Origin of the sequence: Cupriavidus necator (assembly GCF_040578825.1) — a bacterium.
In the GTDB taxonomy this organism is placed as follows: Bacteria; Pseudomonadota; Gammaproteobacteria; order Burkholderiales; family Burkholderiaceae; genus Cupriavidus; species Cupriavidus necator_E.
Genome location: NZ_JBEFLI010000058.1, coordinates 1 through 24,314, shown reverse-complemented (window position 1 = coordinate 24,314; position 24,314 = coordinate 1). Strand labels below are relative to the sequence as shown.

The following is a 24,314-nucleotide window of genomic DNA, read 5'->3' as shown; positions in this document are numbered from 1 at the left end:
GGACAGTCCAGGGTATCGCGCTGGCGCTGTCGCTTGCCCACGCGCACGCCGCCCTGGCGGCCGCGCCGGCGCCGGTGGCCGCCTCCGCGCCGGCGGCGATGCCGTCGATCGCGTTCCACTATGGCGCCAGGCCGCCGGTCGATGCGCTGCAGGCGTTCGATATCGCCGTGGTCGAGCCCGACAGCGGCTTCGATCCGCGCCAGGCGGCGACGCCCGCCACCGCATGGTTCGCCTACGTCAGCGTCGGCGAGGTGCTGCCCGGACGCGGCTATTACAAGGACATCCCGCCGGCCTGGCTCACCGGACGCAACGACGCCTGGAACGCGCGCGTTGTTGATCAGGCCGCCGAAGGCTGGCCCGCCTTCTACGTCGACAAGGTGATCGCGCCGCTGTGGGCGCGCGGCTTCCGCGGCTTCTTCCTCGATACGCTCGATTCCTACCAGCTCGTGGCCAAAACGGATGCCGAGCGCGTCCGCCAGGAAGCGGGCATGGTGCGCGTGATCCAGGCGATCAAGGCCCGCTATCCGGAGGCGCGGCTGATCTTTAACCGCGGTTTCGAGATCCTGCCTAAGGTCCATGGGCTGGCCTATGCCGTCGCCTTCGAATCGCTGTTCCGCGGCTGGGACCAGGCCAGGGGACGCTATGTCGAAGTGCCGCAGGCCGACCGCGACTGGCTGCTCGGGCAGGCGCGCACCATCCGCGAGCAATACCGGCTGCCGGTCATCTCGATCGATTACTGCCCGCCGGCGGACCGCCGCTGCGCGCGCGAGACCGCGCAGCGCATCCGCGCGCTGGGCATCACGCCCTACGTCGCCGATGCCGGGCTGCAGACGGTTGGCATCGGCAGCGTCGAAGTGCTGCCGCGCCGCGTGCTGGTGGTGCAGGAGCGCCGCCCCGGCGTGTCGATCGACGATTCCAAGGGCGTGCGCTTCGTGTCGATGCCGCTCAATTACCTCGGCTATCGCGTGGAATTCGCCGAAGTCGGCGCGCCGCTGCCGGACCTGGGCCCGGACCGCTATGCCGGCGTGGTGACCTGGCTGGAAGGGCCGGTCGACGATGCGTCCGCGGCGCGGCTGCGCCAGTGGCTCGGCAAGCAGGTGGAGAAGGGCATCCCGGTGGCTTTCCTGAACGACTTCGGCCTGCGCATGAGCGGGTCGCTGGCGCAAAGCCTGGGGCTGACCCTGGCCAAAGGGCGCGCCGGCGGCCCCGTGGAAGTGGTGTCGAAGGACCCGATGATGGGTTTCGAGGCGCCGGTATCGCCGGACCGCTCCAGCGTGGTGCCGGTGCAGGTCGGCGCGGATTCGCGCTCGCTGCTGCGGCTGCGCTCGGGCTCCGTCACCTACGACGCCGCCGCGATCACGCCGTGGGGCGGCTACGCGATCAGTCCGTACGCGGTGCTGCCCGATATGCAGAACAACGACCACGACCGCTGGGTAGTGCAGCCGCTGGCCTTCCTGCGCGAGGCGCTGCGGCTGCCGCCGATGCCGGTCCCCGACGTCACCACCGAGAACGGCCGGCGCCTGCTGACCATCCACATCGATGGCGACGGCTTCGCCTCGCGTGCGGAGATGCCCGGCGGCGGTTTCTCCGGCGAGGTGCTGTTCCGCGAGATCTTCGACCGCTACCGGCTGCCGATGACCATGTCGGTGATCCAGGCCGAGCTCAGCGCCGACGGCATGTACCCCAAACTCACCGCCGAGCTGGAGCCGATCGCGCGCAAGATCTTCGCGCAGCCGTACGTGGAGGTAGCCAGCCATACCTTCTCGCACCCGTTCACCTGGGCGCTGACGGTGCCGGAGGGCCGTCGGCAGGCGCAGGCCGGCAAGGGTCACGACAAGGGCCACAAGGGCCACGACAAGACCGAAGAGGCCTACCATCTGCAGGTGCCCGGCTACACCATGGACCTGAACCGCGAGATCGGCGGCTCGATCGACTACATCAACCGCAAGCTCGCGCCCGCCGGCAAGCCGGTCACGCTGCTGCTGTGGTCGGGCGACTGCCAGCCGCCGGCGCAGGCGCTCACGCTGGCGGCGCAGGCGCGCGTGCTCAACATGAACGGCGGCGACACCGTGATCACGCGCAGCAACCCGAGCTGGACCGCGATCGCGCCGCTGGGCATCAACAAGCCCGACGGCACCTTCCAGGTGTTCGCGCCCAACCAGAACGAGAACGTCTACACCAACCTGTGGCGCGGCCCGTACTACGGCTTCGAGCGCGTGCTCGAGACCTTCGAGCTGACCGACAAGCCGTACCGCTTCAAGCCGGTCAATATCTACTACCACAGCTACTCCGGCACCAAGGTGGCGTCGCTGAAGGCGCTGCGCAAGATCTATGACTACGCGCTGGCGCAGCCGCTGCTGCCGCTGCATTCGACCGACTATGTGCGCAAGGTGCTCGACTGGCAGGACATGGCGGTGGCGCGCGAGCTGGGCGACGAGTCCGGGCCGGGCGCCTGGATCGTGCGCGGCGACGGCAACCTGCGCAACCTGCGCTGGACCGGCGCGGGCGTGCCCGACGTGGCAACCGCGCGCGGCGTCACCGGCACCTCGGCCGCGCCCGGCGGCGGCGTCTACCTGCACCTGGACGGCGGCGACGTGCGCTTCGCCACCCGCGCCGCGCCAGCGCCCATGAGCGCGCCGCAACTGGTGGAAGCCAATGGCGTCGTGCGCAACTGGCAACGGGAGGGCACCGTCACGCGCTTCCGGTTCGGCGGCTACTACAAGCCGTTCTTCCGGCTCAGCGGCGCAGGCAACTGCCGCGTGAGCATCGACGGCAAGCCCGTCCAGGCCGTGCGCGAGCGCGATACCGTGCGCGTCGATACCGCGCCCCTGACCGACCTGAACCATGCCCGGCAAGACGTCGAAATCCGCTGCGCCGGCTGAGCGCGAGCGGCTGTTGCCGCCGGCGCTGGTGCTGACCTTTACCGCGATGGTGGGCATCGGCCTGGCGCTGATGTTCCCGCGCGAGACCTTGCGCGAGCGCTTGCTGGGGCAGGGACGCACCATGGACGGCCTGACCGTGGCCTACCTGGAGGCATGGTCGAAGGCCGCCCCGGACGATCCCGCCTTTATGTCAGTGCTGGCCGAGCAATACGCGCGCAGCGGCCGGCTCGACGAGGCCGAGGCGATGCTGACGCGCATGCAGGCGCTGCAGGGCAGCGACCTGTCGGGGGCGATCCTGCGCACGCGCATCGATATCGCGCTGCAGCGCGCGTGGGCGGCACAGCCGGATACGCCGGCGCGCAAGCAGTTTGTCGCGCAGGCGCAGGATTTGCTGAGGCAGGCGTCGGCGCGCCGCTGGACCATTGCCGAGCTGCAGATGCTGGCGACACAGGCGCGCGAGCTCGGCGCCACCGATGCGCAGGGACGCTTCTACCGCGAACTCGCCCGCGCCGACCGTGGCAATGCCGACTTCTGGAACCGGAAGCTTGCCGAGATCGCGGTCGCCGGCGGCAACTACCGCGACGCCGCGCGCGCGCTGTTCGACGCGCAGGCGCGCGCCGGCACGCTGGCCGAGCAGCGCGCGCTGTTCCTGAAGGGCGTGCAGACGCTGCAGTCGGGCAACCTGCTGGACGAGGCGCTGGCCGAAGCCGAGCGCCACGCCGGGCCGCTGCTCGACGATCCCGAGGTGCTGCGCTACCTGACCAGGCTGGCGCTGGCCGCCAACCGGCCGGAGCAGGCCAGCCGCTATGTGGCGCGGCTGTTGAAGCTGTCTTCGCTACGGCACAGTCCCGCCGCGCAGGCCGCGCGCGCGCTCGCCGCGGCACAGCCGTGGGCCGCGCAGGGCGTGGTGTTCCTGGACGGTGCGCGCGGGCTGGCGCTGCGCGAGGCGCTGCAGGCCGCGGGCATGCTCAACACGCGCAAGGCGGCCGCCACTGCGCAAGACAAGCCTGAAGGTGCCGCGGCCGCGGAAAAACCCGAAAAACCCGAAAAACCCGAAAAACCCGAAAAACCCTTCAACGCCGAAGACCACGACCTCGCCTATCGCGTCTTCCTCGCCGCTGGCAAGCTCGATCAGGCCCAGCGCGTGGCCGAGACCGCGGTGCGCAGGCTGCCGGGCGAGCTGCTGTGGCGCGAACGCCTGGCCCAGGTAGCCGAATGGAACCGCCAGCCCGCGGTCGCGCTGCAGAACTGGCTGGCGTACGCGCAGGCCAGCAACGACGAGCGCGCCTGGGACCATGTGATGCGCCTGGCGCCGGGCCTGTCGGACGATGCCACCTACCTGATCGCGCTGCGCCACCGCGCCCGCGCCGGCGACCTGCGCACCGTCGACGCAGTCGTCGCTGCCTACGAGCGGCTGGGTGAGCCGGAGCAGGCGATGGCCTTTCTCGATGGCCTCGCCCGCGGCCCGAACGCGCGCGCGGTGATGGAGCGCAACGCCGCGCTGGCCGAGCGCGCCGGCAAGGACGGCCGCGCCTTCGCGCTGTACACCGAGCTGCAGCAGCGCTTCGGCCCGAGCCCGGCGTATGCGCTCAAGCTCGCCAACTTCAACTATGCGCACGGCCGCATGCGGCAGGCGCTCGATGCCATGCTGGTAGCGCGAACCGCCGCCGGCACCGCGCAGGGCGATGCGCTGTACTGGCGCACCTTCACCGAGCTGGCCCGGCTGAACCAGCGCGACGACCTGCTCGGCGAAGGCTATCGCAACCTCGCGGCCTCGACCTTCGGCCCGCAGCAGGACCTGTGCCAGCGCCTGCCCGAAGGGCACCAGCGCAGCGATTGCGAGGAAGCGCGCACCAGCACGCGGGAAAGCGACCTGGCCAACCTGCTGGAGTTCTACGACCGCAGCCCGATCGATGCCGGCCGCATCGCGCAAGGCTACTGGCGCAAGCACGGCAGCGCCAATGCGCTCGAGCTTGCGGTGTACTACTACACGCAGGCGCGCGCGTGGCCGCGCGTCGCGCAGCTCCTGGACAGCCTGACCCCGGCGCAGTTGCAGGCCGCCGAGCAATCCGGCCGCTTCCTGACCAGCCGCGCCGAATACCTGCGCGCCATCGGCGAGCACGAGCGCTCGATGGCCGACCTGCGCCGCGCCGCCAGCCTGCCGCACGCGGGCAGCCAGGCGCTGGGCGCGCTGCTGTGGGCGCAGGTCGACATGGGTACCGACACCGAAGTGCGCGCGCTGATGCGCCGGCTCGGCAGCGAAGCCGAAGACAGCCCCGACCTGTGGGGCGCCTTCGCCGCGGGCCATATGCGCTTCCAGGACGGCCGCTCGGCGCTGCACTACCTGCGCAAGCTCAACGACGGCAGGCAGGCCGACCCGCTGTGGCTGGGACTGACGGCTGACGCGTATGAAGCCATCGGCCAGACCGACACCGCCTGGCGCATCCGGCGCCAGGCGTGGGTGGCGCTGCATCGTGGCCGGTCCGAAGGCGGCCGCAAGCCTGCGCGGCTGAGCACCGATGAAGAGGACTACGCAGGCGATGACGCCAACGACGCCGGCCTGCCGTCGCGCGCCGAACTGCGCCGCCAGACCGTGGCGCTGGGGCAGGTATTTGCGTCGGGCGACGTGTCGCGCGCGCTGGTGATCCAGATGCTGCGCGACGACCGCGCCGCCACCGAACAGGCGCGCCACGCGCCACGCCCCGCCGGCGCGAAGTCAAAGCTGGGCGAGATCGCGGGGCTGCCGCCGCTGGACGTGGCGCCGCCGGCGGCCATCGTGCAGCGCGAGGCCGCGCGCGACGCGGCGCTGTCCGCGGCCGGCCGCGACGTGGCGCTGGCGTGGGCGCTGTCGTCCGAGGCCAACCCGCTGGCGCGCGCCTGGCTGGCCAAGCACTACGCGCGCACGCTGACGCGCCCGGCCTATGCCGAGATCGCGCTGGCACTGGACAGCAATGACCTGGAGGCACTGGACCGCGTGCTGGAGCGCCAGGGCGGCCGCCTGCCGGTGGCCAGCCAGATCGAGGCCAACAAGCGGCTGAACCGCGTGGGTGCGGCGCAGACCCAGGCGTTCGCGGCGCAGGAAGTGGCGCGCACCGACGACGCGCTGCAGGAAACCCTGCAGGACGCACTGCTCTACAACGCACAGGCGATCGAGCCGCGCGTCAGCTTCACGCACCAGAAGCCGCTGGAATACACCGAAAGCAGCCTGGCCGGCGGTGTGCGGCTGGGAGAGGGCTATCACCTCAACCTGCGCGGCACGTGGCGCGACCAGCGCAGCACCGATGCCGCGCAACTGGCGCACGTGCCGTCGTCCGACCGCCGTGCCGACCTGTCGCTGGGCTACCGCGACAACGGCAGGCGCTGGAGCGCTACCGCGGGCTACCGCGAGGGCCTGGACCAGATGGCGACCGCGCGTTTCTTTGGCGAATGGAACCAGCAGGGCCGGCTGCAGTTCAGCACGCTGGCCGGGCTGAACCAGCCCGCCGACGAATCGGCGGCGCTGCGCGTGGGCGGGGCCAAGGACGTGGTCGGGCTGGGCGCGACCTACCGCTTCGGGCTGCGCGAGTTCGTCGGCGGCCGCATCGAATACAGCAGCTTCCGCGGCCAGGACCGCAGCGCCCTTGGTCACGGCATCGTCTATGACGTCGAGGCCGGCTACAAGATCCGCACCGCGTACCCGGACTACACCGTGCGCGTGGTCGGCACGCATGCCAGCTACAGCGCCAACGGCGGCAGTCTCACGCCGCGGCTGGCTTCGCTGGTGCCTGCCGATGCCGCCGCCACGCCGGCGTTCTACATGCCGCAGGGCTTTACCCAGGCGGGCGTGCTGCTAGGCTTCGGCACCGAGCTGCTGGACGACTACACGCGCAAGTGGCGCCCGTTCGGCGAAGTGGGGCTGCTGCGCGACACGCGCGCGCGGCAGAACTTCCGCATGCGCCTCGGGCTGGCCGGCTCGGTGTTCGGCAACGACCACCTGTCGCTGTACTTGCTGCACGAGACCGCGGCGCGCAACGGCGGCGTGCCGCTGACGGAACTGGGGCTGCGCTACCGCTGGCTGTACTGACAACAGGATATGGACACAGGGCACAAGGGGAAAACCATGAACAAGCAAACGGGAACGACATTGGCGAGAAGGCTGGCGGCATGGTGCGGCGCGGCGGGCGCGGCGCTGTGGCTGGCGGGCTGCGCGGTGACCGATGTGGGCCGCGCGCCGCAGCTCGCTCGCGGCGACACCATCGCGGTACTGCCGATCGTCAACTACACCGAGACGCCGCAGGCCGGCCTGCGCGCCGAGGCGATCGCCGAGAGCCTGCTGAAGACCGGCGGCGTGGCCAGCCTGAAGCGCTATCCGGCCAGCCTGAACCCGGAAACACTGTTCGAGCCCGCCGAGCGCGAGGCCGTGGGCAAGGCGCTGGAATGGGCGCGCGCCGAGAAGGCGCGCTACGCGCTGACCGGCGCGGTGCAGGAATGGCGCTACAAGGTCGGCGTCGACGGCGAGCCGGCGGTGGGCATCTCGCTGCAGCTGCTGGACGTGACCAGCGGCGAGGTGGTGTGGTCGGCCACGGGCAGCGACAGCGGCTGGAGCCGCGCCTCGGTGTCGGGCACCGCGCAGAAGCTGCTGCGCCGGCTGCTGGCGCCGCTGATGCGCGGCTGAGGGCAACGGCGCGGGAACGACAACGCCGCACGCGTGCGGCGAACCGAATGAAGCAAGGGGATGAGCGTGGCCAATACGGCTGACAAACCATATCGCGCGCGGCAGGGGCAGGGCATCGGCCTGGGCGGGCGCTATGCGCGCCTGCTGGCGCCCGCGGTGAACGGGCGCGCGGCCGTGGTCGAACTGGTGGTGTCGATGGTGCTGGCGCTGGCGCTGGCATGGCTGGTGCTGCCGCAGAACCCGCTGCTGCTGGGCATGGGCTTCCCGTGGGCCTGGCTGCTGCCGGTGATCCTGGCGCTGCGCTACGGCACGCTGATCGGCGTGGGCAGCGTGCTGATGCTGCTGGGCGGCTGGTTCTTCTTCCAGCAGGCCGGCGTGCCGTTGGGACCGTTCCCGCGCATGTTCTTCCTGGGCGGGCTGTTGCTGGTGCTGGTGGCCGGGCAGTTCGGCGATATCTGGGGCACGCGCCTGGCGCGCGCCCGCGCGGTCAACCGCTACCTGGACGAGCGCCTGGCGGCGCTGACCAAGAACCACTACCTGCTGCGCATCTCGCACGCGCGGCTGGAAAACGACCTGCTGGCGCGCCCCACCACGCTGCGCGACACGCTGCAGCAACTGCGCGGCGTGGCGCAGGACGAGGCCGCGCGCACCGGCCAGGCGCTGGCCGGCGCGCAGCCGATGCTGCAGGTGGTGGCGCAGGCCTGCCAGCTCGAGGCCGCGGCGCTCTACGCCTGTGACGGCGCACGGGTGGATGCGGCGCCGGTCGCCAGCGTGGGCACCCTCTTCGAAGTCGACCGCGACGACCCGCTGGTGCGCCACTGCCTGGAAACGCGCCAGCTCGCGCACCTGCAGGCCGAGGGGCTGCAGCATGACGCGCAGACGCGCTACGTCGCGGCGGCGCCGGTGCTGGCGGGCTCGGACCACCTGATCGGCGTGCTGGTGGTCGAGCGCATGCCGTTCCTGTCGCTCAGCTACGAAAACCTGCAGATGCTGATGGTGCTGCTGGGCTACTACGCCGACGGCGTCGAGCATGCCGGCGCTACCCGCACCATCCAGGCGGCGCTGCCGGCCTGCCCGTACCCGTTCGCGCTCGACTACGCAAGGCTGTCGCGGCTGCGGCGCGAGACCGGCATCGACAGCTCGGTGGTCGCGCTGGTGTTCGACCTGGACCCCGAGCGCGATGCGCTGTTCGAGCAGGTGGTGCGCAGCCGCCGCGCGCTGGACGTGGCCTGGCCGCTGGTCAACGACCACCATCGCGCCATGCTGACGCTGATGCCGCTGTCCGATGCGCAGGCGGTTTCCGCCTACCTGGTGCGGATCGAGGACATGCTGCGCGCGCAGTTCGGCACCGACTTCACCAGCGCCGGCATCGGCATCTATTCGCTGGCGGTGCCAGGCACCGGCGCGGAAGACGCGCTGGTCAAGCTGCTGCACCGCGCGCAGGTGGACGGGGCCATCGCGCCGCGCCTGCTGGCCGGAGAAGCGCCCCATGTATAAGCTCGGCGCCGGCGGCCTGGCCGCCCAGCTCGCCGCGCTCGCGCTGCTGGCGCGCGCCGGCAACAGCACCGCGCTGCTGCTGGCCTTCGTCGGCATGCAGGCCGTGGCCGCCGCGCTGACCGCGCTGGTGCTGTGGCGCCTGCTGCCGCGGCGCATGCGCGTGCCGTTTGCGTGGAGCTATGGCTTCCTGGCGCTGTTCTGCTTCTTCGTGCCGCTGGGCGGCGTGCTGGTGTGCCTGGGCAGCTACCTGTTCTCGAAGCTGTTCCCGCGCCGCGCCGAGGCCAGCGGCATCGGCACCGTGGGCCTGCCGGAATTCGTGACCCACCTGATGGCCCGCGTCACGCACGGCGGCGGCGCGCGGCTGCGCGCGCAGCTGAGCAATGCGCGCGCGCCGCTGCCGGAGCGGCTGACCGCGCTGGTGGCGATGCAGTCGATGCCGGCGCGCACCGCCAGCCCGGTGCTGCGCGAGCTGCTGGCCGACAGCGCCGACGATATCCGGCTGCTGGCCTACGGCATGCTGGACGGCGCCGAGAAGCAGCTGACGCAGCAGATCCTGGCCGAGCTGCCGCGGCTGGAAAACGCCGCCAGCGCGGCCGAGCGCGCCGAGATCAACAAGCGCCTGGCCGACCTGTACTGGGAGCTGATCTACCAGAACCTGGTGCAGGGCGACGTGTACCGCTATACCGCCAGCCAGGTGGAACGCTACGCCAGCGCGGCGCTGGAGCATGACGACGGCAACGCTTCGCTGTGGTACATGCGCGGCCGGCTGGCGCTGGCGCGCAACGCCCCGCGCGAGGCGCGCGCATGGCTGCAGCGCGCCGAATCCCTGGGCTTCGCGCGCGAGCGCGTCGTGCCGCTGCTGGCAGAAGCCGCCTACCTGGAGCGCGACTACGCCGCGGTCCGCAAGCTGATGGCATCGTTCGACAGTCCCTCGCCGCTGCCGCTGGTGCGGCCCCTGCTGCGTTACTGGCGGGGCGCAAGATCCGGAGCGCAAACATGAGCGCGACCCTGGTAAAAGGCACGTCGGCCGACGTCATGCTGCTGCTCGAAGGCACCTTCCCCTATGTGAGCGGGGGTGTGTCGAGCTGGGTCAACCAGATGATCCGCGCCTTCCCCGGCCTGCGCTTCGGCATCGTCTTTATCGGCAGCCGGCGCCAGGACTATGGCGAGATGGCCTACAAGCTGCCGCCCAACGTGGTCCACCTGGAAACGCACTTCCTGTACGACTTCCCGCCGCCGCCGATGGTCCACGGCAGCTCCGGCGACCCCGCCGCCTTTGAGGCCTCGGACCGGCTGCACGAACTGCTGCGCGAACCCGGCCACGAGGCCGAGGCCGGCGCCATGATCCGCGCGCTGATGCCGGCGCTGCGCGCGGGCGGCGCGCTGGGCGAAGACGCCTTCCTGTACAGCCGCCGCGCCTGGCAGACCATCACCGACCAGTACCGGCGCTTCTGCACCGATCCGTCGTTCACCGACTATTTCTGGACCGTGCGCATCATGCACAAGCCGCTGTGGCAGCTCGTGCGCATCGCCGACGGGCTGATCCCGGCGCGGGTCTACCACACGGTGTCGACCGGCTACGCGGGCTTCCTGGGCGCGCTGCTGCGCCACCGCAACCAGCGCCCGCTGCTGGTGTCGGAGCACGGCATCTACACCAAGGAACGCAAGATCGACCTGTTCCAGAGCCAGTGGATCCGCGACAACCGCAATGTGTTCGAGCGCGACATCTCCCAGATCAGCTACTTCCGCGAGCTGTGGGTGCGCTTCTTCGAGACGCTGGGCCGGGTCTGCTATGACGCCGGCGACGACATCATCGCGCTGTACGAAGGCAACCGCCGCCGCCAGGTGCTGGACGGCGCCCCGGAAGCGCGCACGCGCAGCATCCCCAACGGCATCGACCTGCCGCGCCTCGCGCCGCTGCGCGAACAGCGCAAGCCGGGCGTGCCGCCGGTGCTGTGCCTGATCGGCCGGGTAGTGCCGATCAAGGACGTCAAGACCTTTATCCGCGCGATGCTGACCGTGGTGCGCGAATACCCCGAGGCCGAAGGCTGGATCGCCGGCCCGGAGGACGAGGATCCGGAATACGCGCGCGAATGCCGCAGCCTGGCGCAGAGCCTGGGGCTGGGCGACAAGGTCAGGTTCCTGGGCTTCCAGCGCATCGACGCGCTGCTGCCGCAGGTGGGCGTGCTGGTGCTGAGTTCGATCAGCGAAGCGCTGCCGCTGGTGGTGCTCGAAGGCTTTGCCGCCGGCGTGCCGTGCGTGACCACCGACGTGGGCTCGTGCCGCGAGCTGCTGTTCGGCCTGCCGGGCGAGGATGCGGCGCTGGGCTCGGCCGGCGGCGTGGTGCGCATTGCCGACCCCGCCGCGCTGGCCGCCGAAGCGCTGGCGCTGCTGCAGGACCCGGCGCGCTGGCGGGCCGCGCAGGCCGCGGGCGTGGCGCGGGTGGAGCGCTACTACACGCAGGAACGCATGGTCGGCAGCTACCGCGACCTGTACCAGCGGCTGATGGCGCAGCCGGACGGCGACAGGCAAGACCGGCAGGGCGGCCGTCCCGCGCGCTGCCCGGTCCACGGAGGAGCCTGAGCATGGCGGGCATTGGATTCGAACTGCGCAAGATGCTGCGGCGGGACAACCTGTCCGGCATGCTGGGCGCCTATGCCTATGCGGGCATCATCAGCTCCGGGCCGTGGATCCTGTCGATCGTCGGCATCCTGCTGATCGGCATGCTGAGCCTGCCGTTCGTGGTGCCGGGCTCGCTGATCACGCAGTTCCAGGTGTCGGTGACCTACCTGATCGCGGGCAGCCTGATCCTGACCGGGCCGATGCAGCTGTCGTTCACGCGCTTTACCTCGGACCGGCTGTTCGAGAAGCGCGACCACCTGGTGCTGAGCAACTACCACGCGGTGGCGCTGCTGGTGACGGTGCTGTCGGGCGGTATCGGGCTGGCTTGCGCGGTATTCAGCTTCGGCGCGCAGTCGGTGCTGTACCGGCTGCTGATGGTGGCGGGCTTCGTGGTGCTCAGCAATATCTGGATCGCCGCGATCTTCCTGTCGGGCATGAAGCAGTACAAGGCCATCGTCTGGACCTTCCTGCTCGGCTACGCGATCTCGGTCGGCGCCGCGCTGGCGCTGCGCGGGCACGGGCTGGAGGGCCTGCTGGGCGGCTTCGTCGCCGGGCAGCTCTGCCTGCTGAGCGGCATGGTGACGCTGATCTACCGCAACTACACCAGCCGCCAGTTCATGTCGTTCGAGGTGTTCGAGCGCCGCTACGCCTACCCCAGCCTGGTGGCGATCGGCCTGCTGTACAACCTCGGCATCTGGATCGACAAGTTCATGTTCTGGTATTCGCCGTCCACCGGGCAGCAGGTGATCGGGCCGCTGCATGCGTCGATCATCTACGACATCCCGGTGTTCCTGGCCTACCTGGCGATCATCCCGGGCATGGCGGTGTTCCTGGTGCGCATCGAGACCGATTTCGTCGAGTACTACGACGCGTTCTACAACGCGGTGCGCGGCGGCAGCTCGCTCGAGCATATCGAGGACATGCGCAACACCATGGTCCAGACCATCCGGCTGGGGCTGTACGAGATCGTGAAGGTGCAGGCCATCGCCGCGCTGCTGTTGTTCGTGGTGGGGGCGTGGGTGCTGCGGCTGCTGGGCATTTCCGAGCTGTACATGCCGCTGCTGTACGTGGATGTGATCGGCGCCAGCCTGCAGGTGGTGCTGCTGGGCGTGCTCAACATCTACTTCTACCTGGACCGGCGTCGCGAGGTGCTGCTGCTGACCGCCACCTTCGTCGTGCTGAACCTGGTGCTGACCGCGGCCACGCTGCGGCTGGGGCCAGCCTGGTATGGCTACGGATTCGCGGTGTCGCTGCTGGTCGTGGTGGCGCTGGCGCTGTACCTGCTGGACCGCAAGCTGGACCGGCTGGAGTACGAGACCTACATGCTCCAGTAAGCGGCCGCAGCCGGGGGCCAAGGCGCGAGCGCGGCAGGGAATCGGCCAGATGCCGGGGCGATGACTGACGGATCGGTGCAGTTGGCAGGCAGTTGATGCGGAGTTGAGGCCCATACCCCACGACAGGAGTCTCGACGCATGGGGCCGCGATTAGGTAACATTGCGGCAGCCGGCGGGCTTCGGCCTGGCCCGTCGGATCAGATCGACGGCCGCGTCCCCCCGCTGGGATGAATACGAGGAATGACTTGCCGGCCGAGCCGTAGACATGCCGTGGCAGAGACCGCAGTTGCAGTCGGAAGCTGGCAGAAGGGTGTAGAGGTATGCGAATTGCATCCGTGGAGGATGATCCGGATCAGGCCGAACTGATCCGGCAGATATTGGGCGAGGCGGGCTTCGAATGCGAGTCCTTGGCCAACGGCGCCGACCTGCTGCGCGCACTGCGCGAACGGGCCTACGACCTGCTGGTGGTCGACTGGCAGCTTCCCGGCACCAGCGGCTATGAGTTGGTGAGCTGGGTGCGGCAGAAGTCCGGCAATATGCCGCCGATCCTGTTCGTCACTAGCCGCACCGACGAGGCCGACATTGTCGCGGGCCTGGCCGTCGGCGCCGACGACTACATGCTCAAGCCCATCCGCGCCGGCGAACTGATCGCCCGCGTGCGTTCGCTGCTGCGCCGCGCCTATCCCGAGGCCGCGCAGGAGGTCGAGCTGATCCGGCGCGGCAACTACACCGTCGACCCGCGCACGCGCACCGTCGCCATCGGCGGCCAGCCCGCCACGCTGTCGCCGCGCGAATACGAGCTGGCGCTCTTCCTGTTCCGCAATACCGGCCGCCTCCTGGCGCGCGAGGTGGTGGAGCAGGCCGTGTGGGGCCGCTCGATGGGCGCGGGCTCGCGCACGCTCGACACGCATATCTCGCGGCTGCGCCTGAAGCTGGCGCTGCGCCCCGAGAACGGCGTGCGGCTGACCTCGGTGTATTCGCACGGCTATCGCTTTGAAGACATCACCGCTGCCGAAGCGGAGGTGGACGAGGCCGGGGCGGATGCGTAAGTGGAATCAGTGCAGGGGCGATGCCGTGCTGGCGTCGCTGCTGGCAACGGTGCTTTCGATTGGCGCGAGCGGCCCGGTCCAGGCCGGCCCCGCCGGCGCGCAGGGCGCCGATTTCCTCTATGTGGTGGAGCCCGGCGACACACTGATCGCGCTGGCCGGGCGCTATATGGCCTCGCCCGAGGGCTGGCGCATCCTGCAGCGCCTGAACGGCGTGGCCGATCCCTACCGGCTGGTGCCCGGCTCGCAGCTGCGCATCCCGCTGAGCCAGATTCCCGAACAAGCTTCGTCGGCGCGCGTGGTGTACGTGGCGGGCGAGGTGCGCGCCAATGGCCGCCCGGTGCAGCCCGGCATGACGCTGGACGAGAACGCTCGCATCGAAACGCCCGCGGGCGGCTCGGTCACGCTGGAGCTGCCCGACCGCACCCGCGTCACGCTGCCGCCCGCCACCACGGTGGCGGTGCGCCGCCTGCGCACGTTCGCGCGCAGCGGGCTGACCGATACCGTGATCCGCATCGACAAGGGCGCCGCCGATACCCGCGTGGCGCCCGAGGGCGGCGGCGTGGGCCGCTTCGAGCTGCATACGCCGATGATGGTGACCGGCGTGCGCGGCACGCGCTACCGCGTGTCCGCCGATGAGGCCGGCAGCCGCAGCGAGGTGCTGGAGGGCCGCGTCGGTGTGCGCGCGGCGCGCGGTGGCAGCGCTGCCGCGGGTCATGCCATGACGGCGGCGGCATCGGTCGGGGCCGGCTACGGCATCGGCGTGTCGGCCGCCGGCCGGCTGTCGGTACCGGTGGCGCTGCTGCCGGCGCCGGCGTTGCTGCCGCCGCAAGAGACCGTGCTGGGGCCCGCTTTCGACGCAACGTGGCAGCCGGTGGCCGGCGCCACCGGCTACCGCGTGCTGGTGGCGCGCGATGCGGCGCTGAGCGAGTTGCTCTGGACCGGCACCACCACCGGCACCACGGCCCGCATCGACGGCCTGCCCGAAGGCACCCTGTACCTGAGCGTGAGCGCTGTCGACGCCAACCAGCTGACCGGCCACGGCGCGCAGGCACCGGTGTCCGTGCGCCTGAACCCGCCGGCCCCGTTCACGCTGCAGCCCGCCGTCGATGCGGTGCGGTATGGCCGGTCGGTGGCCTTCGAATGGGCCGCGGTGCCAACCGCTGCCCGCTACGAGCTGGCGCTTGCCGCCGATGCCGGCTTCACGCGGCAGGCCGCATTGCACTCGGCCACCGCCACCACCGCCGCACAAACGCTGGCCCCGGGGCGCTGGTGGTGGCGCGTGCGCAGCGTCGATGGCAAGGGCCTGCCAGGCCCGTGGTCGGCGCCCGTCGGCTTCCGCGTCGAACCCGAGCCGCCGGTGCCGACCTGCGCGACGACGGCAGCGCCCTGCATATCGGCTGGCCTGACGACACGGCCGCCGGCGCCGGCTACCGCGTGCAGGTGTCGGCGGATGCCGGCTTTGCCACGCTGCTGGCCGACGAGCGGGTCGGCGCCAACGCCATCGACCTGCCGCGCCCCGCGCCGGGCGTCTACTACGTGCGCGTCGCGCGCGCTGCGCCCGGTGCGGCGCCTGAGGCCGGTGCGTTCTCGGCGCCGCAGCGCATCGAGATCTTCGCCTACCTGCGCGACGGGAACGGCGGCGCGGTCGGCGTGGGCACGGGTGGCACCGGCGAGGGGGCGGACAGCGGTGGCGGCATCAGGCTCCGCTGACGGCGATACCCTGGCCGGCACGGCCGGGCCCGGCCGTGCCTTCGGGCGCCGCACGCTGGTCGAATGGTGCCTGCTGGCCGCGGCCGTGCTGGCGCTGGTGGCGCTGGCGGGGCGCCAGGGCTGGACCGAGCGCGCCGACCTGGCCGCCTATGACATCGCCATCGGCGCCCAGCACCATCCCGCGCGCGACGATATCGTCCTCGTCGCCATCGACGACGCCAGCATCACCGCCATCGGCCGCTGGCCGTGGCGCCGCGCGGTGCTGGCGCAACTGGTCGAACGCATTGCCGCGGCCCGGCCGCGCGTGATCGGCGTCGACGTTATCCTCTCCGAGCGCGACACCCGCTATCCGCAGGACGACGCGGTGCTGGCGCGCAGCCTGGCGCAGGCCGGCAACGTCGTGCTGCCGGTGGTGGCCGAACATGCCGGTGCCGATATGCTGGTGCGCTACCCGCTGGCCGGGCTGGGCGCGGCGGTGGGCCATATCAACATGGTGGTCGATACCGATGGCGTGGCGCGCCAGGTCTACCTGCGCGAAGGCCCGCATCCGGTGGCCGGCACCGGCGTGCCGCACCTGGCCGCCGTAATGGCGGCGTTCGGGCGCGCGCCGCGGCCGCTCGACAGCTACCGCCAGGAGCGCGCGCACAGCACCGAAGCCAACGGCTGGGAACGCAGCGGCCGCGTGCGCATTCCTTATGCCGGCCCGCCCGGCAGCTTTGCCCGCGTGTCCGCGCGCGACGTGCTGGAAGGGCGCGTCGATCCGGCGCGCTTTGCCGGCAAGGCTGTGCTGGTGGGCGCCATGGCGACCGGCATGGGCGACGTGCTGCCCACGCCGGTGTCGCGCGACGGCCGCGGCATGACCGGCGTCGAGATCCTCGCCAATACGCTGCAAGCGCTGACCGATGGCGATGCCATCGTCGCCGTGCCGCGTGGCTGGCAAATTGCCTGCACCTTGCTGGCGGTGCTGCTGGCGGCGCTGGCCGCGCTGCGGCTGCCGCCGCGCGGCGCGCTGGTGGCCACCGGGGTGCTGCTGGCCGGACTGCTGCTCGGCTCGCTCGCGCTGCTGGCGCTGGCGCGGCTGTGGTTCGCGCCGGCCGCGGCGGTGCTGGGCTGCCTGCTGTTTTATCCGCTATGGAGCTGGCTGCGGCAGGAGGCGGCGCTGCGCTTCCTGTCCGACGAACTGGCGCGGCTCGAGCGCGAACCCGGCCTGATGCCGGCGCCGCGCCACAGTGGCGCCACGCTCGACAGCCGCATGCGCGCGGTCTACGGCATGAGCGCGCGGCTGCGCGGCATGCGCCGCTTCCTGTCCGACGGCCTGGAAAGCCTGCCCGATGCCACCGCGATGTGCGACCTCGACGGCGGCGTGATGCTGGCCAACCGCCGCTGCGTGGCACTGGCCCCGGCGGTGCTCGGCGGCGCGGCCGCGCCAGCGCCCAGGGAGGCCGGCGACGTCGAACGGCCGCGGCCCGCGATCCGCGCCGTGATCGAGGCGCTGTTCCCGGCCCCCGCGCCGGCGCTGGCCTACTGGCAGGCGCTGCACGAGCGCCACGCCCGCGCCAGCACGGCGCCGGCGCAGGTGCCCGAAGGTGGCATCGAAGTCGGCGGCCGCGGCGACCGCCGCTACCTGCTGCACGGCGCGCCGCTGCATGGCGAGACCGGCGCGGTGGCGGGCCTGATCGTCAGCGTCATCGACATCACCGCGATCCGCATTGCCGAGCGCCAGCGCGAGCAGATGCTGCGCTTCCTGTCGCACGACATGCGCTCGCCGCAAGCCTCGATCCTGGCGCTGATCGAACTGCACGAACGGCGCGCGCGCAAGGATGGCGAAGGCGCCAGCGCCGACGCTGCCGATGGCAATGTGCTTGCCCGCATCGCTGCCCACGCGCGCCGCACCATGACGCTGGCCGACGATTTCATCAGCGTGGCGCGCGCCGAGTCGCAGTCGCTGGCGCTGATGGAAGTGGAGCTCGGCAGCCTGGTGCTGGATGCCACCGACCAGTTGTGGGCGCTCGCCAAGGCGCGCAACGTGCCGCTGCAGGTCGAGCTGCCGGACGACCCCGTGCTGATGCAGGGCGAGCCCGCGCTGCTCGCGCGCGCCATCGCCAACCTGGTCAGCAACGCCATCAAGTTCAGCCCGCCGGGCCAGCCCGTGACGGTATCGCTGGCGCGCGAGCCCGGGCACTTCGTCATCGCCGTGCAGGATCATGGCCCCGGCATCGCGCAGGCGGACCAGGCGTGGCTGTTCGAGCCGTTCGTGCGGCTGCACCAGGGCCAGCAGGGCGCACCCGATGGCACCGGCCTGGGCCTGGTGCTGGTGCGTGCGGTGGCGGAACGCCATGGCGGCAAGGTCGCCGTGCGCAGCGCCGCCGGCGCGGGGGCCGTGTTCCGCATCGAGCTGCCGGCTGGCTGAGTCTTGCCGGCTCCCCGCCGGGACGCCCGCCGTGACAATTGTTGCCATTCGCCGAAGGCGGATTTGCGTAGCATCGAAGCGCCGCCGGAGCCGCATCTGGCGGTCTTCACGCCCACGCCAGCTCCCCCAATGTCTTTACCTGGCGTGGGTGGCTTTTTTTGCTGTGCCGGAGACCCCGGCGATACTGTCGGCCTGGCCGCCCGCACGGTCGTCCGGCACCCGGAACGTCAGCACGAAGCGCGTCCTTCCCGCCGCCGATTCCACCGCGATACTGCCGCCATGCGCGGCCATGATGGCCTGCGTGATCGCCAGCCCCAACCCTGCACCTTCCGCACCTTCGGAATCGGGCCGCGCGCGCGACTTGTCCTCACGGAAGAACCGGTCAAACAGCGATGGCAGCAACTCGGGCCGGATGGTCTCGCCTTCGTTCTCGACGATCACCGCGACGGCGTCGGCGCGCGGCGCGATCTCGACCACGATGCCCTTGCCCGCGGGTGTGTGCCGCAGCGCGTTGGACAGCAGGTTGCTCAGCGCGCGCCGCAGCATCAGCCGGTCGCCGGTGATGCGGCCGGTCCCGCGCTGCTGCAGGCGCACGCCCTTGTGCTCGGCCAGCGCGTCGTAGAACTCGAACAGTGCGGCCACTTCATCGGCGACGTCGATGGCTTCCGCGCTGGGCAGCGTGATGCCGTGCTCCATCTTGGCGAGATAGAGCATGTCCGACACCATGCGCGCCAGCCGCTGCAGTTCCTCGGCGTTGGAGGCCAGCACGTCGCGGTACTTGGCGGCATCGCGCGGCTGCGACAGCACCACGTGGGTCTGCGTCATCAGGTTGGTCAGCGGCGTGCGCAGTTCATGCGCGAGGTCTGACGAGAACTCGGACAGCCGCCGGAAATCGTCCTGCAGCCGTTCCAGCATGGCGTTGAGCGTCGTGGCCAGGTCGGCCATCTCGACCGGCACGGCCTCCACCGGCATGCGCTCGTCGAGCTTGTGCGCGGTGACGGTGCGCGCGCGCGAGGCCATGGTGCGCAGCGGTGCCAGCCCGCGGCGCGCGGCCCACCAGCCAAGCAGGCCGCTGGCCAGCGCGGCCAGCGCGGTGTAGAAGGCCAGCGATTGCCGGAATGCGTGCATGAAGTGGGCGTGCAGCGCGGTGTCCATGCCGACGACGATCTGCAGCGGCCCGGGATGTCCGGCGGGCACCGGCGCCTGCGCGCGCATGCCGCGGTAGGCCTGGCCATGCTGTTCCCAGGCAAACGGGGCGAAGATATCGCGCGGCGCCGGCAGCCGGGCCGCGGCAGCCAGCGCCTTGCCGAAATCGAAGCCCTGGGTGGCGTACAGCACGCTGCCGTCGGCGCCACGCACCTGCGCGACGAAGCCGGGATGGTGTTCCAGCGTCTCGGCCAGCCGCTGCGGCACCGCTGCGGGCGGGCCCTCTGCCGCGATCTTCTGGATCAGCCGGATGTTGTCGCCCAGCACCGCATAGTCCTCGTCGGCGAAATGGCGGTCCATCGCCAGCCAGATCAGCACGCCCAGGCCAAGCAGCACCGCCGCCGACGACAGCGAGAACAGGATGGTGAGCCGCGTCGTCAGCGACAAGCGGAGCTTCATTCCCCGTCCTCTGCGTCGTCCGGCTCTTCCAGCACATACCCCATGCCGCGCACGGTCTGGATCAGCTTGCGCGCGAAGTCATCGTCGATCTTGGCGCGCAGCCGGCGGATGGCGACGTCGATCACATTGCTGTCGCTGTCGAAATTCACGTCCCACACCTGCGAGGCGATCAGCGAGCGCGGCAGCACTTCGCCGCGGCGCCGTGCCAGCAGTGCAAGCAACGCGAATTCCTTGCGGGTGAGCGTGATGCGCCGGCCCGCGCGCGTGGCGCGGCGCCGGCTCAGGTCCAGCACCAGGTCGGCGACCTGGATGCGGTCCAGCGCCATCTGCGCCGTGCCCCGGCGCAGCAGCGTGCGCACGCGCGCCAGCAGCTCCGAGAACGCAAAGGGCTTGAGCAGGTAGTCGTCAGCGCCCAGCTCCAGGCCCTTGACCCGGTCGGCGACGCTGTCGCGCGCGGTCAGGAACAGCAGCGGCACCGTGTTCTCCGCGGCACGCAGCGCCTGCACGATGTGCCAGCCATCGACGTCGGGCAGCATCACGTCGAGGTCCAGCCCGTATGCCACCAGGTCGACGACAAAGCCCGCCTCGCTCAGCCCCTGGCGCAGGTATTCGCCGGTCTTGGCCTCGTCCTCCACCACAAGCCGTTTCATCCGTTCCGTGTCCTTCAGACGATCTGACGCTGACCGGGAAGTGCGCCGCGGAAGGCGCTAGACGTAGGCAATCAGCCGCCCGGCGCAGATCACCAGCAGCCACGCCACCACCGACACGATGGCGCTGATGCGCGCGCCGGCCGGCGGCTCGGTGCCCACGTCCCATCCCCGTCGGTCATCGCGCAGGCTGCGATATGGCCCGGTGTGGAACCACAGCACATTGGCCAGCGCCAGCGCGATCAGGCACAGCTTGACCAGGAAGGCGGGATTGGCGGCGAGCTCATCGGCATGGGCCATGAACAGCAGCACGCCGCTGGCCGCGACCGCGACAAAGGCCGCCACCGAAAACGGCAGCGCGTGTCGCAGCAGCAGTGTCACCGGCAGTTGGCGGCCGAGCCCGGCCAGGCGCATGTCGACCACGATGATCGAGCCGAACAGCAGCGCCATGCCCGCCAGGTGGACGATCTCGACCGCGGGGTAGGCCCAGGCGGAACTGCGTAGCGCCGCCGAAAACGGCAGGCGGGCGAGCGCGGCGCCCCAGTCAGCCCATTGCGCCAGCCATGCCGACATGCCGCGCGCGGTAGGTCAGCGCAGCTCGACGGTCTTGCCGTCCATGGTGATGCGTTCGGCGCGCAGTTCGTCCGCTTTTTCCTTGCTGGCGTAGCCGACCAGCGTCACCTCGCGCCCCACCGCGACCTTGTCGGCGGTGGCGCCGCGCGCTTCCATCCGCGACACCGGCGCCAGGATGGCCAGCCAGCGCTTGCCGCCGGCATCGATGCGGATATGCGCGTGCGGGTTCTCGTAGTGGCTCTCGACGATCTTGCCGGTCAGCGTCATCGGCTTGGTTTCATCGTAGGTAGACCAGCCGTGGTGGGCCACGGCGGGCAACGCGGCCAGCGCCAGCGCGGCGCAGGCGGTGACCAGGGCAGGGCGCAGCAGGGTGCGGACGATGCTTGGCATGGAGCGGGCCTCCGTTCGGGATAGGTGCAGTATAGGCGGCGCTCAGCGCCCCTGCTCCGTCGCGCGCCGGCCCTGCGACAGGCACGCATCGGCGCGCCGCACCAGCCGGTACAGGCTGGGGCTCATCGGCTTGAGCGCGGCACGCTCGGCGGTCAGCGCGTTGGCCAGGGTGGCGCGCCCGGCGCGCAGCGTCGCTTCGATCAGGGTCAGGCCGATCACGTCGCGCTGCGCATGGCTGCCGCCGAAGCGCTGCGCCACCAGCCGCACCGGCATCAGCAGTTCGACCGCGGTGTCATAGTCGCCCTCCTCGAACGCGATCAGCGCGTCGGCCACCGGCAGGCCCACGTCGTGCGACATCATCGCATTGGTGCCGTCGCCAAGCTCCGCGCGCTGCAGCGCGGCGCGCAGGGCCCGCGTGGCTTCGCGCCGGCCGGCGCCCAGGCTTGCCATCACGGCGTGGACGTCGTTGAAGGCGTAGTACCCGGCCGCGCCGCGCGCCAGCCAGTCATCCGCAATCGGCTGCCAGCGCTTGCCCACGTCGACGCCGCGCAGGTGCAGGCGCCACAGCAGCGCGGTGGCGTCGACCAGGTCCAGCGCAATCGCGGGCGCGGGCCGCTGGATATAGCGGTCGTACAGCGCCAGCACATCGTCGGTGCGGTCCTCTTCGAGCTGGAACAGCGCCAGGTGCCACCAGTTGTGCACCGCCAGCATATTGTCGTCGGCCCAGTCGCCGCGGCGTCCGTCCAGCCACGCGATGCCCTCGGCCAGCCGGCCCTGCATCTCCATGACGTGCGCCACCGCGTGCACGGACCACGGGTCGCGCGGATTGAGTTCCAGCGCGCGGCGGCCGCGTTCTTCGGCGCGCTCGTACAGCTGGGTTTCTTCGAGGCCGAAGGCGTGCATGCCGAGCACATAGCCATAGCCGGGCATGGCGGCATCCCAGTGCGGCAGCGCCTGTGCGACGCGGTCGCGCAGCATCGAAGACTGGCCCAGCAGGAAGTCGGTCAGGTGGGCTACCTGCAGCGCCAGCAGGTCGCGTGGATGATCCGTCACGATATCGCCGTAGAGCCGGTTGGCACGGCTGAAGTCACCGTTTAGCCAGGCGCGCGCGGCGGCGAGATGGCGGCGCTCGCGCTCGTTGGCACGGTCGCCCAGCGCTTCACCGGCTTCCACGCTCTGGCGCAGCATCGGCTCGACCGTGCCGTCGCCGGAGGTGACCATCAGCCCGGCACGCAGCGCATGGCCCATGGCGAAGTCAGGATCCGACGCCAGCGCCGTGTCGATCACCGCAAGCGGGTCGCCGTAGTAGCCGTTCAGCAAGCGCAGGGCCGTCTCGAACCGTTCGACCGAGCGGGCGTTCTGTGTCGAGACCGCGAGGCCCCTGGAATCCGTGTGTGCCATGACACCCTCCGTGCGCCCGACAGGTGTCGGGCCGTCAACAACCATCGTAGACGGCAAAACGGCATGTGCAACGGAGCAGGGCGTCTAAAACCCACGCAGCCGCCGCCGGCGCGCGCGCGTTGTGCGCTATGTGCCGCTGCGGCGCGTGCGGCTTGCGCCGCCGGGCAGCAGGCCCACTATCCGGCCTCGGTTAAACTGCCGCATCCCAACACCACATCACAACGGGCTTCCCATGAAGACACTTGCGCTTTTCCTCGGCTCCCTGACGTTCGCCTGCGCCGCGTCGGCGGCCGCTCCCGCGGCGTCGGCCCCGGCCGCGCCCGCCGCTCCCGCTGCGGCGCCGCAGACGCTGGCCTCGGGCATGACCATCCAGCACCTGGTCAAGGGCAATGGCGCGTCGCCCAAGGCCACCGACACGGTGCAGGTCCACTACCGCGGCACGCTGGCCGATGGCACGGAGTTCGACAGCTCGTACAAGCGTGGCCAGCCGATCTCGTTCCCGCTCAACCGGGTGATCCCGTGCTGGACCGAAGGCGTGCAGGCGATGCAGGTGGGCGGCAAGGCCAAGCTGACCTGCCCGGCGTCGACGGCCTACGGCGCGCGCGGCGTGCCGGGCACGATCCCGCCGAACGCCACGCTGACGTTCGAGGTGGTGTTGCTGGGTATCGGCAACTGACGGCTGGGGCAACTGACGGCTGGCAGCTATCGGTTGCTTCAGCGCGGCGCCGACGGCTGCGCGGGCACCGGCGTGCCGGCCGGCGCAACCGGTTCAGCGGGCGCGGCCGGCGCTGGCGCGGCAGCCCCGGCGTCGTCCTCGTCCTCGCCATAGTCCGGCAGCGCCGCGCTATCGCCCAGCAGGGAGCGGCGCCGCTGCAGGTAGCCGTCGCGCACGAAGGCGTACTTGTCCAGCGCCGCCAGCTTCAGCAGGTCGGTCGCGGCCAGCAGGTTGGTGCGCGTGTCGACCACGTTCAGCCCGAACAGCGAATTGCGCACCGCCGGCTCGGTATAGGTGACCGGGTCGAACCAGAAATTCACGTACAGGCCCACGCCGTCGCGGAACGAGCTGGGACCGAAGAACGGCAGCACCAGGTAGGGCCCCGACGGCACGCCCCACGTGCCCAGCGTCAGGCCGAAATCCTGCGAATGCTTCGGCAGCCCGGCCGGCGTGGCGATATCGATCAGCCCGCCGATCCCCAGCACTGAATTGACCGCCACCCGCATAAAGCTCTCCGCCGCCGCCACGCCCTTGCCCTGCAGCAGGTTGTTGGCAAAGTTGCCCACGTCCGCGAGGTTCGAGAAGAAATTGGTGACCGCGGTGCGCACCGGCTCCGGCGTGACCGCCTTGTAGCCTTTGGCCACCGGCACGGCCACGTACTGGTCGAGCTTGTCGTTGACCGTGTACACGGCGCGGTTCATCGGCTCGAGCGGATCGTCGGGATTCGCCTGCGGGCCGGTGGCGCAGCCGGCGAGCAGGGCGGTGGTGACGATGGCGAGGCGCACGGCAGGCATGCGCGGAGGCAGGGTGGGGGCAGGCATCGAG

Annotated in this window: 16 protein-coding genes and 1 pseudogene; 11 read left to right on the top strand and 6 right to left on the bottom strand. The window is 71.0% G+C overall.

All coding sequences use genetic code 11. The features are described 5' to 3' along the window. Positions 1-98: 98 nt before the first annotated feature. The 10 genes and pseudogenes from AB1I47_RS24430 (at position 99) to AB1I47_RS24385 (ending at position 18,158) form a co-directional block, all read left to right on the top strand. A complete protein-coding gene (locus AB1I47_RS24430) occupies positions 99-2,882 on the top strand; it encodes a bifunctional glycoside hydrolase/polysaccharide deacetylase family protein (protein ID WP_354686311.1) in 2,784 nt (927 codons plus the stop codon). Continuing rightward, positions 2,845-6,945, top strand: coding sequence for a tetratricopeptide repeat protein (locus tag AB1I47_RS24425; RefSeq protein ID WP_354686289.1), 4,101 nt, complete (start codon positions 2,845-2,847; stop codon positions 6,943-6,945). The genes AB1I47_RS24430 and AB1I47_RS24425 overlap by 38 nt, the downstream gene beginning before the upstream one ends. Before the next feature lie 36 nt (positions 6,946-6,981). Next, positions 6,982-7,536, top strand: a complete 555-nt coding sequence (locus AB1I47_RS24420; protein ID WP_354686288.1) for a penicillin-binding protein activator LpoB — start codon at positions 6,982-6,984, stop codon at positions 7,534-7,536. Positions 7,537-7,596: 60 nt separating this feature from the next. After that, entirely contained in the window at positions 7,597-9,033 is a 1,437-nt protein-coding gene (locus AB1I47_RS24415) for a PelD GGDEF domain-containing protein (protein ID WP_354686287.1), read from the top strand. Then, on the top strand, positions 9,026-10,033 hold the full coding sequence (locus AB1I47_RS24410) for a tetratricopeptide repeat protein (protein WP_354686286.1): 1,008 nt from the start codon (positions 9,026-9,028) through the stop codon (positions 10,031-10,033). The genes AB1I47_RS24415 and AB1I47_RS24410 overlap by 8 nt, the downstream gene beginning before the upstream one ends. Then, entirely contained in the window at positions 10,030-11,616 is a 1,587-nt protein-coding gene (pelF, locus tag AB1I47_RS24405) for a GT4 family glycosyltransferase PelF (protein ID WP_354686285.1), read from the top strand. Before AB1I47_RS24410 ends, pelF begins: the two co-directional genes overlap by 4 nt. A gap of 2 nt (positions 11,617-11,618) precedes the next feature. Next, positions 11,619-12,989: an exopolysaccharide Pel transporter PelG gene (pelG, locus tag AB1I47_RS24400; protein WP_354686284.1), complete on the top strand. Its 1,371-nt coding sequence runs from the start codon at positions 11,619-11,621 to the stop codon at positions 12,987-12,989. Between the two features lie 320 nt (positions 12,990-13,309). Beyond that, positions 13,310-14,038 carry a response regulator transcription factor gene (locus AB1I47_RS24395; protein WP_354686283.1) on the top strand — a complete coding sequence of 243 codons (729 nt, stop codon included), beginning with the start codon at positions 13,310-13,312 and terminating at the stop codon, positions 14,036-14,038. After that, positions 14,031-15,748: pseudogene (locus AB1I47_RS33875) on the top strand (FecR family protein). Before AB1I47_RS24395 ends, AB1I47_RS33875 begins: the two are co-directional and overlap by 8 nt. After that, a complete protein-coding gene (locus AB1I47_RS24385; protein ID WP_407935903.1) occupies positions 15,726-18,158 on the top strand; it encodes a CHASE2 domain-containing protein in 2,433 nt (810 codons plus the stop codon). Before AB1I47_RS33875 ends, AB1I47_RS24385 begins: the two are co-directional and overlap by 23 nt. A gap of 135 nt (positions 18,159-18,293) precedes the next feature. On the opposite strand, the gene AB1I47_RS24380 is transcribed toward AB1I47_RS24385, so the two are convergent. Genes AB1I47_RS24380 through AB1I47_RS24360 form a run of 5 tightly spaced genes read right to left on the bottom strand, consistent with a single transcriptional unit; the run spans position 18,294 to position 22,774 of the window. Further along, entirely contained in the window at positions 18,294-19,763 is a 1,470-nt protein-coding gene (locus AB1I47_RS24380) for a heavy metal sensor histidine kinase (RefSeq protein WP_354686282.1), read from the bottom strand. Beyond that, positions 19,760-20,413 (bottom strand): heavy metal response regulator transcription factor, encoded by a 654-nt coding sequence (locus AB1I47_RS24375; RefSeq protein WP_354686281.1) that lies wholly within the window; start codon positions 20,411-20,413, stop codon positions 19,760-19,762. Before AB1I47_RS24375 ends, AB1I47_RS24380 begins: the two co-directional genes overlap by 4 nt. Before the next feature lie 57 nt (positions 20,414-20,470). Continuing rightward, positions 20,471-20,983 (bottom strand): DUF6644 family protein, encoded by a 513-nt coding sequence (locus AB1I47_RS24370; RefSeq protein ID WP_354686280.1) that lies wholly within the window; start codon positions 20,981-20,983, stop codon positions 20,471-20,473. A 15-nt stretch (positions 20,984-20,998) separates the two neighbouring features. Continuing rightward, on the bottom strand, positions 20,999-21,373 hold the full coding sequence (locus AB1I47_RS24365; RefSeq protein ID WP_354686279.1) for a DUF6152 family protein: 375 nt from the start codon (positions 21,371-21,373) through the stop codon (positions 20,999-21,001). A gap of 42 nt (positions 21,374-21,415) precedes the next feature. Next, positions 21,416-22,774 (bottom strand): tetratricopeptide repeat protein, encoded by a 1,359-nt coding sequence (locus AB1I47_RS24360; RefSeq protein ID WP_354686278.1) that lies wholly within the window; start codon positions 22,772-22,774, stop codon positions 21,416-21,418. A gap of 232 nt (positions 22,775-23,006) precedes the next feature. Between AB1I47_RS24360 and AB1I47_RS24355 the strand changes: the two genes are divergently transcribed. After that, the gene (locus AB1I47_RS24355) at positions 23,007-23,450 is read left to right on the top strand and encodes an FKBP-type peptidyl-prolyl cis-trans isomerase (protein WP_354686277.1); all 444 of its coding nucleotides are present in this window, start codon (positions 23,007-23,009) and stop codon (positions 23,448-23,450) included. Between the two features lie 38 nt (positions 23,451-23,488). Here the strand turns inward: AB1I47_RS24355 and AB1I47_RS24350 are convergent, their stop codons facing one another. Continuing rightward, a complete protein-coding gene (locus AB1I47_RS24350) occupies positions 23,489-24,310 on the bottom strand; it encodes an MlaA family lipoprotein (RefSeq protein WP_407935904.1) in 822 nt (273 codons plus the stop codon). Positions 24,311-24,314: the final 4 nt, after the last annotated feature.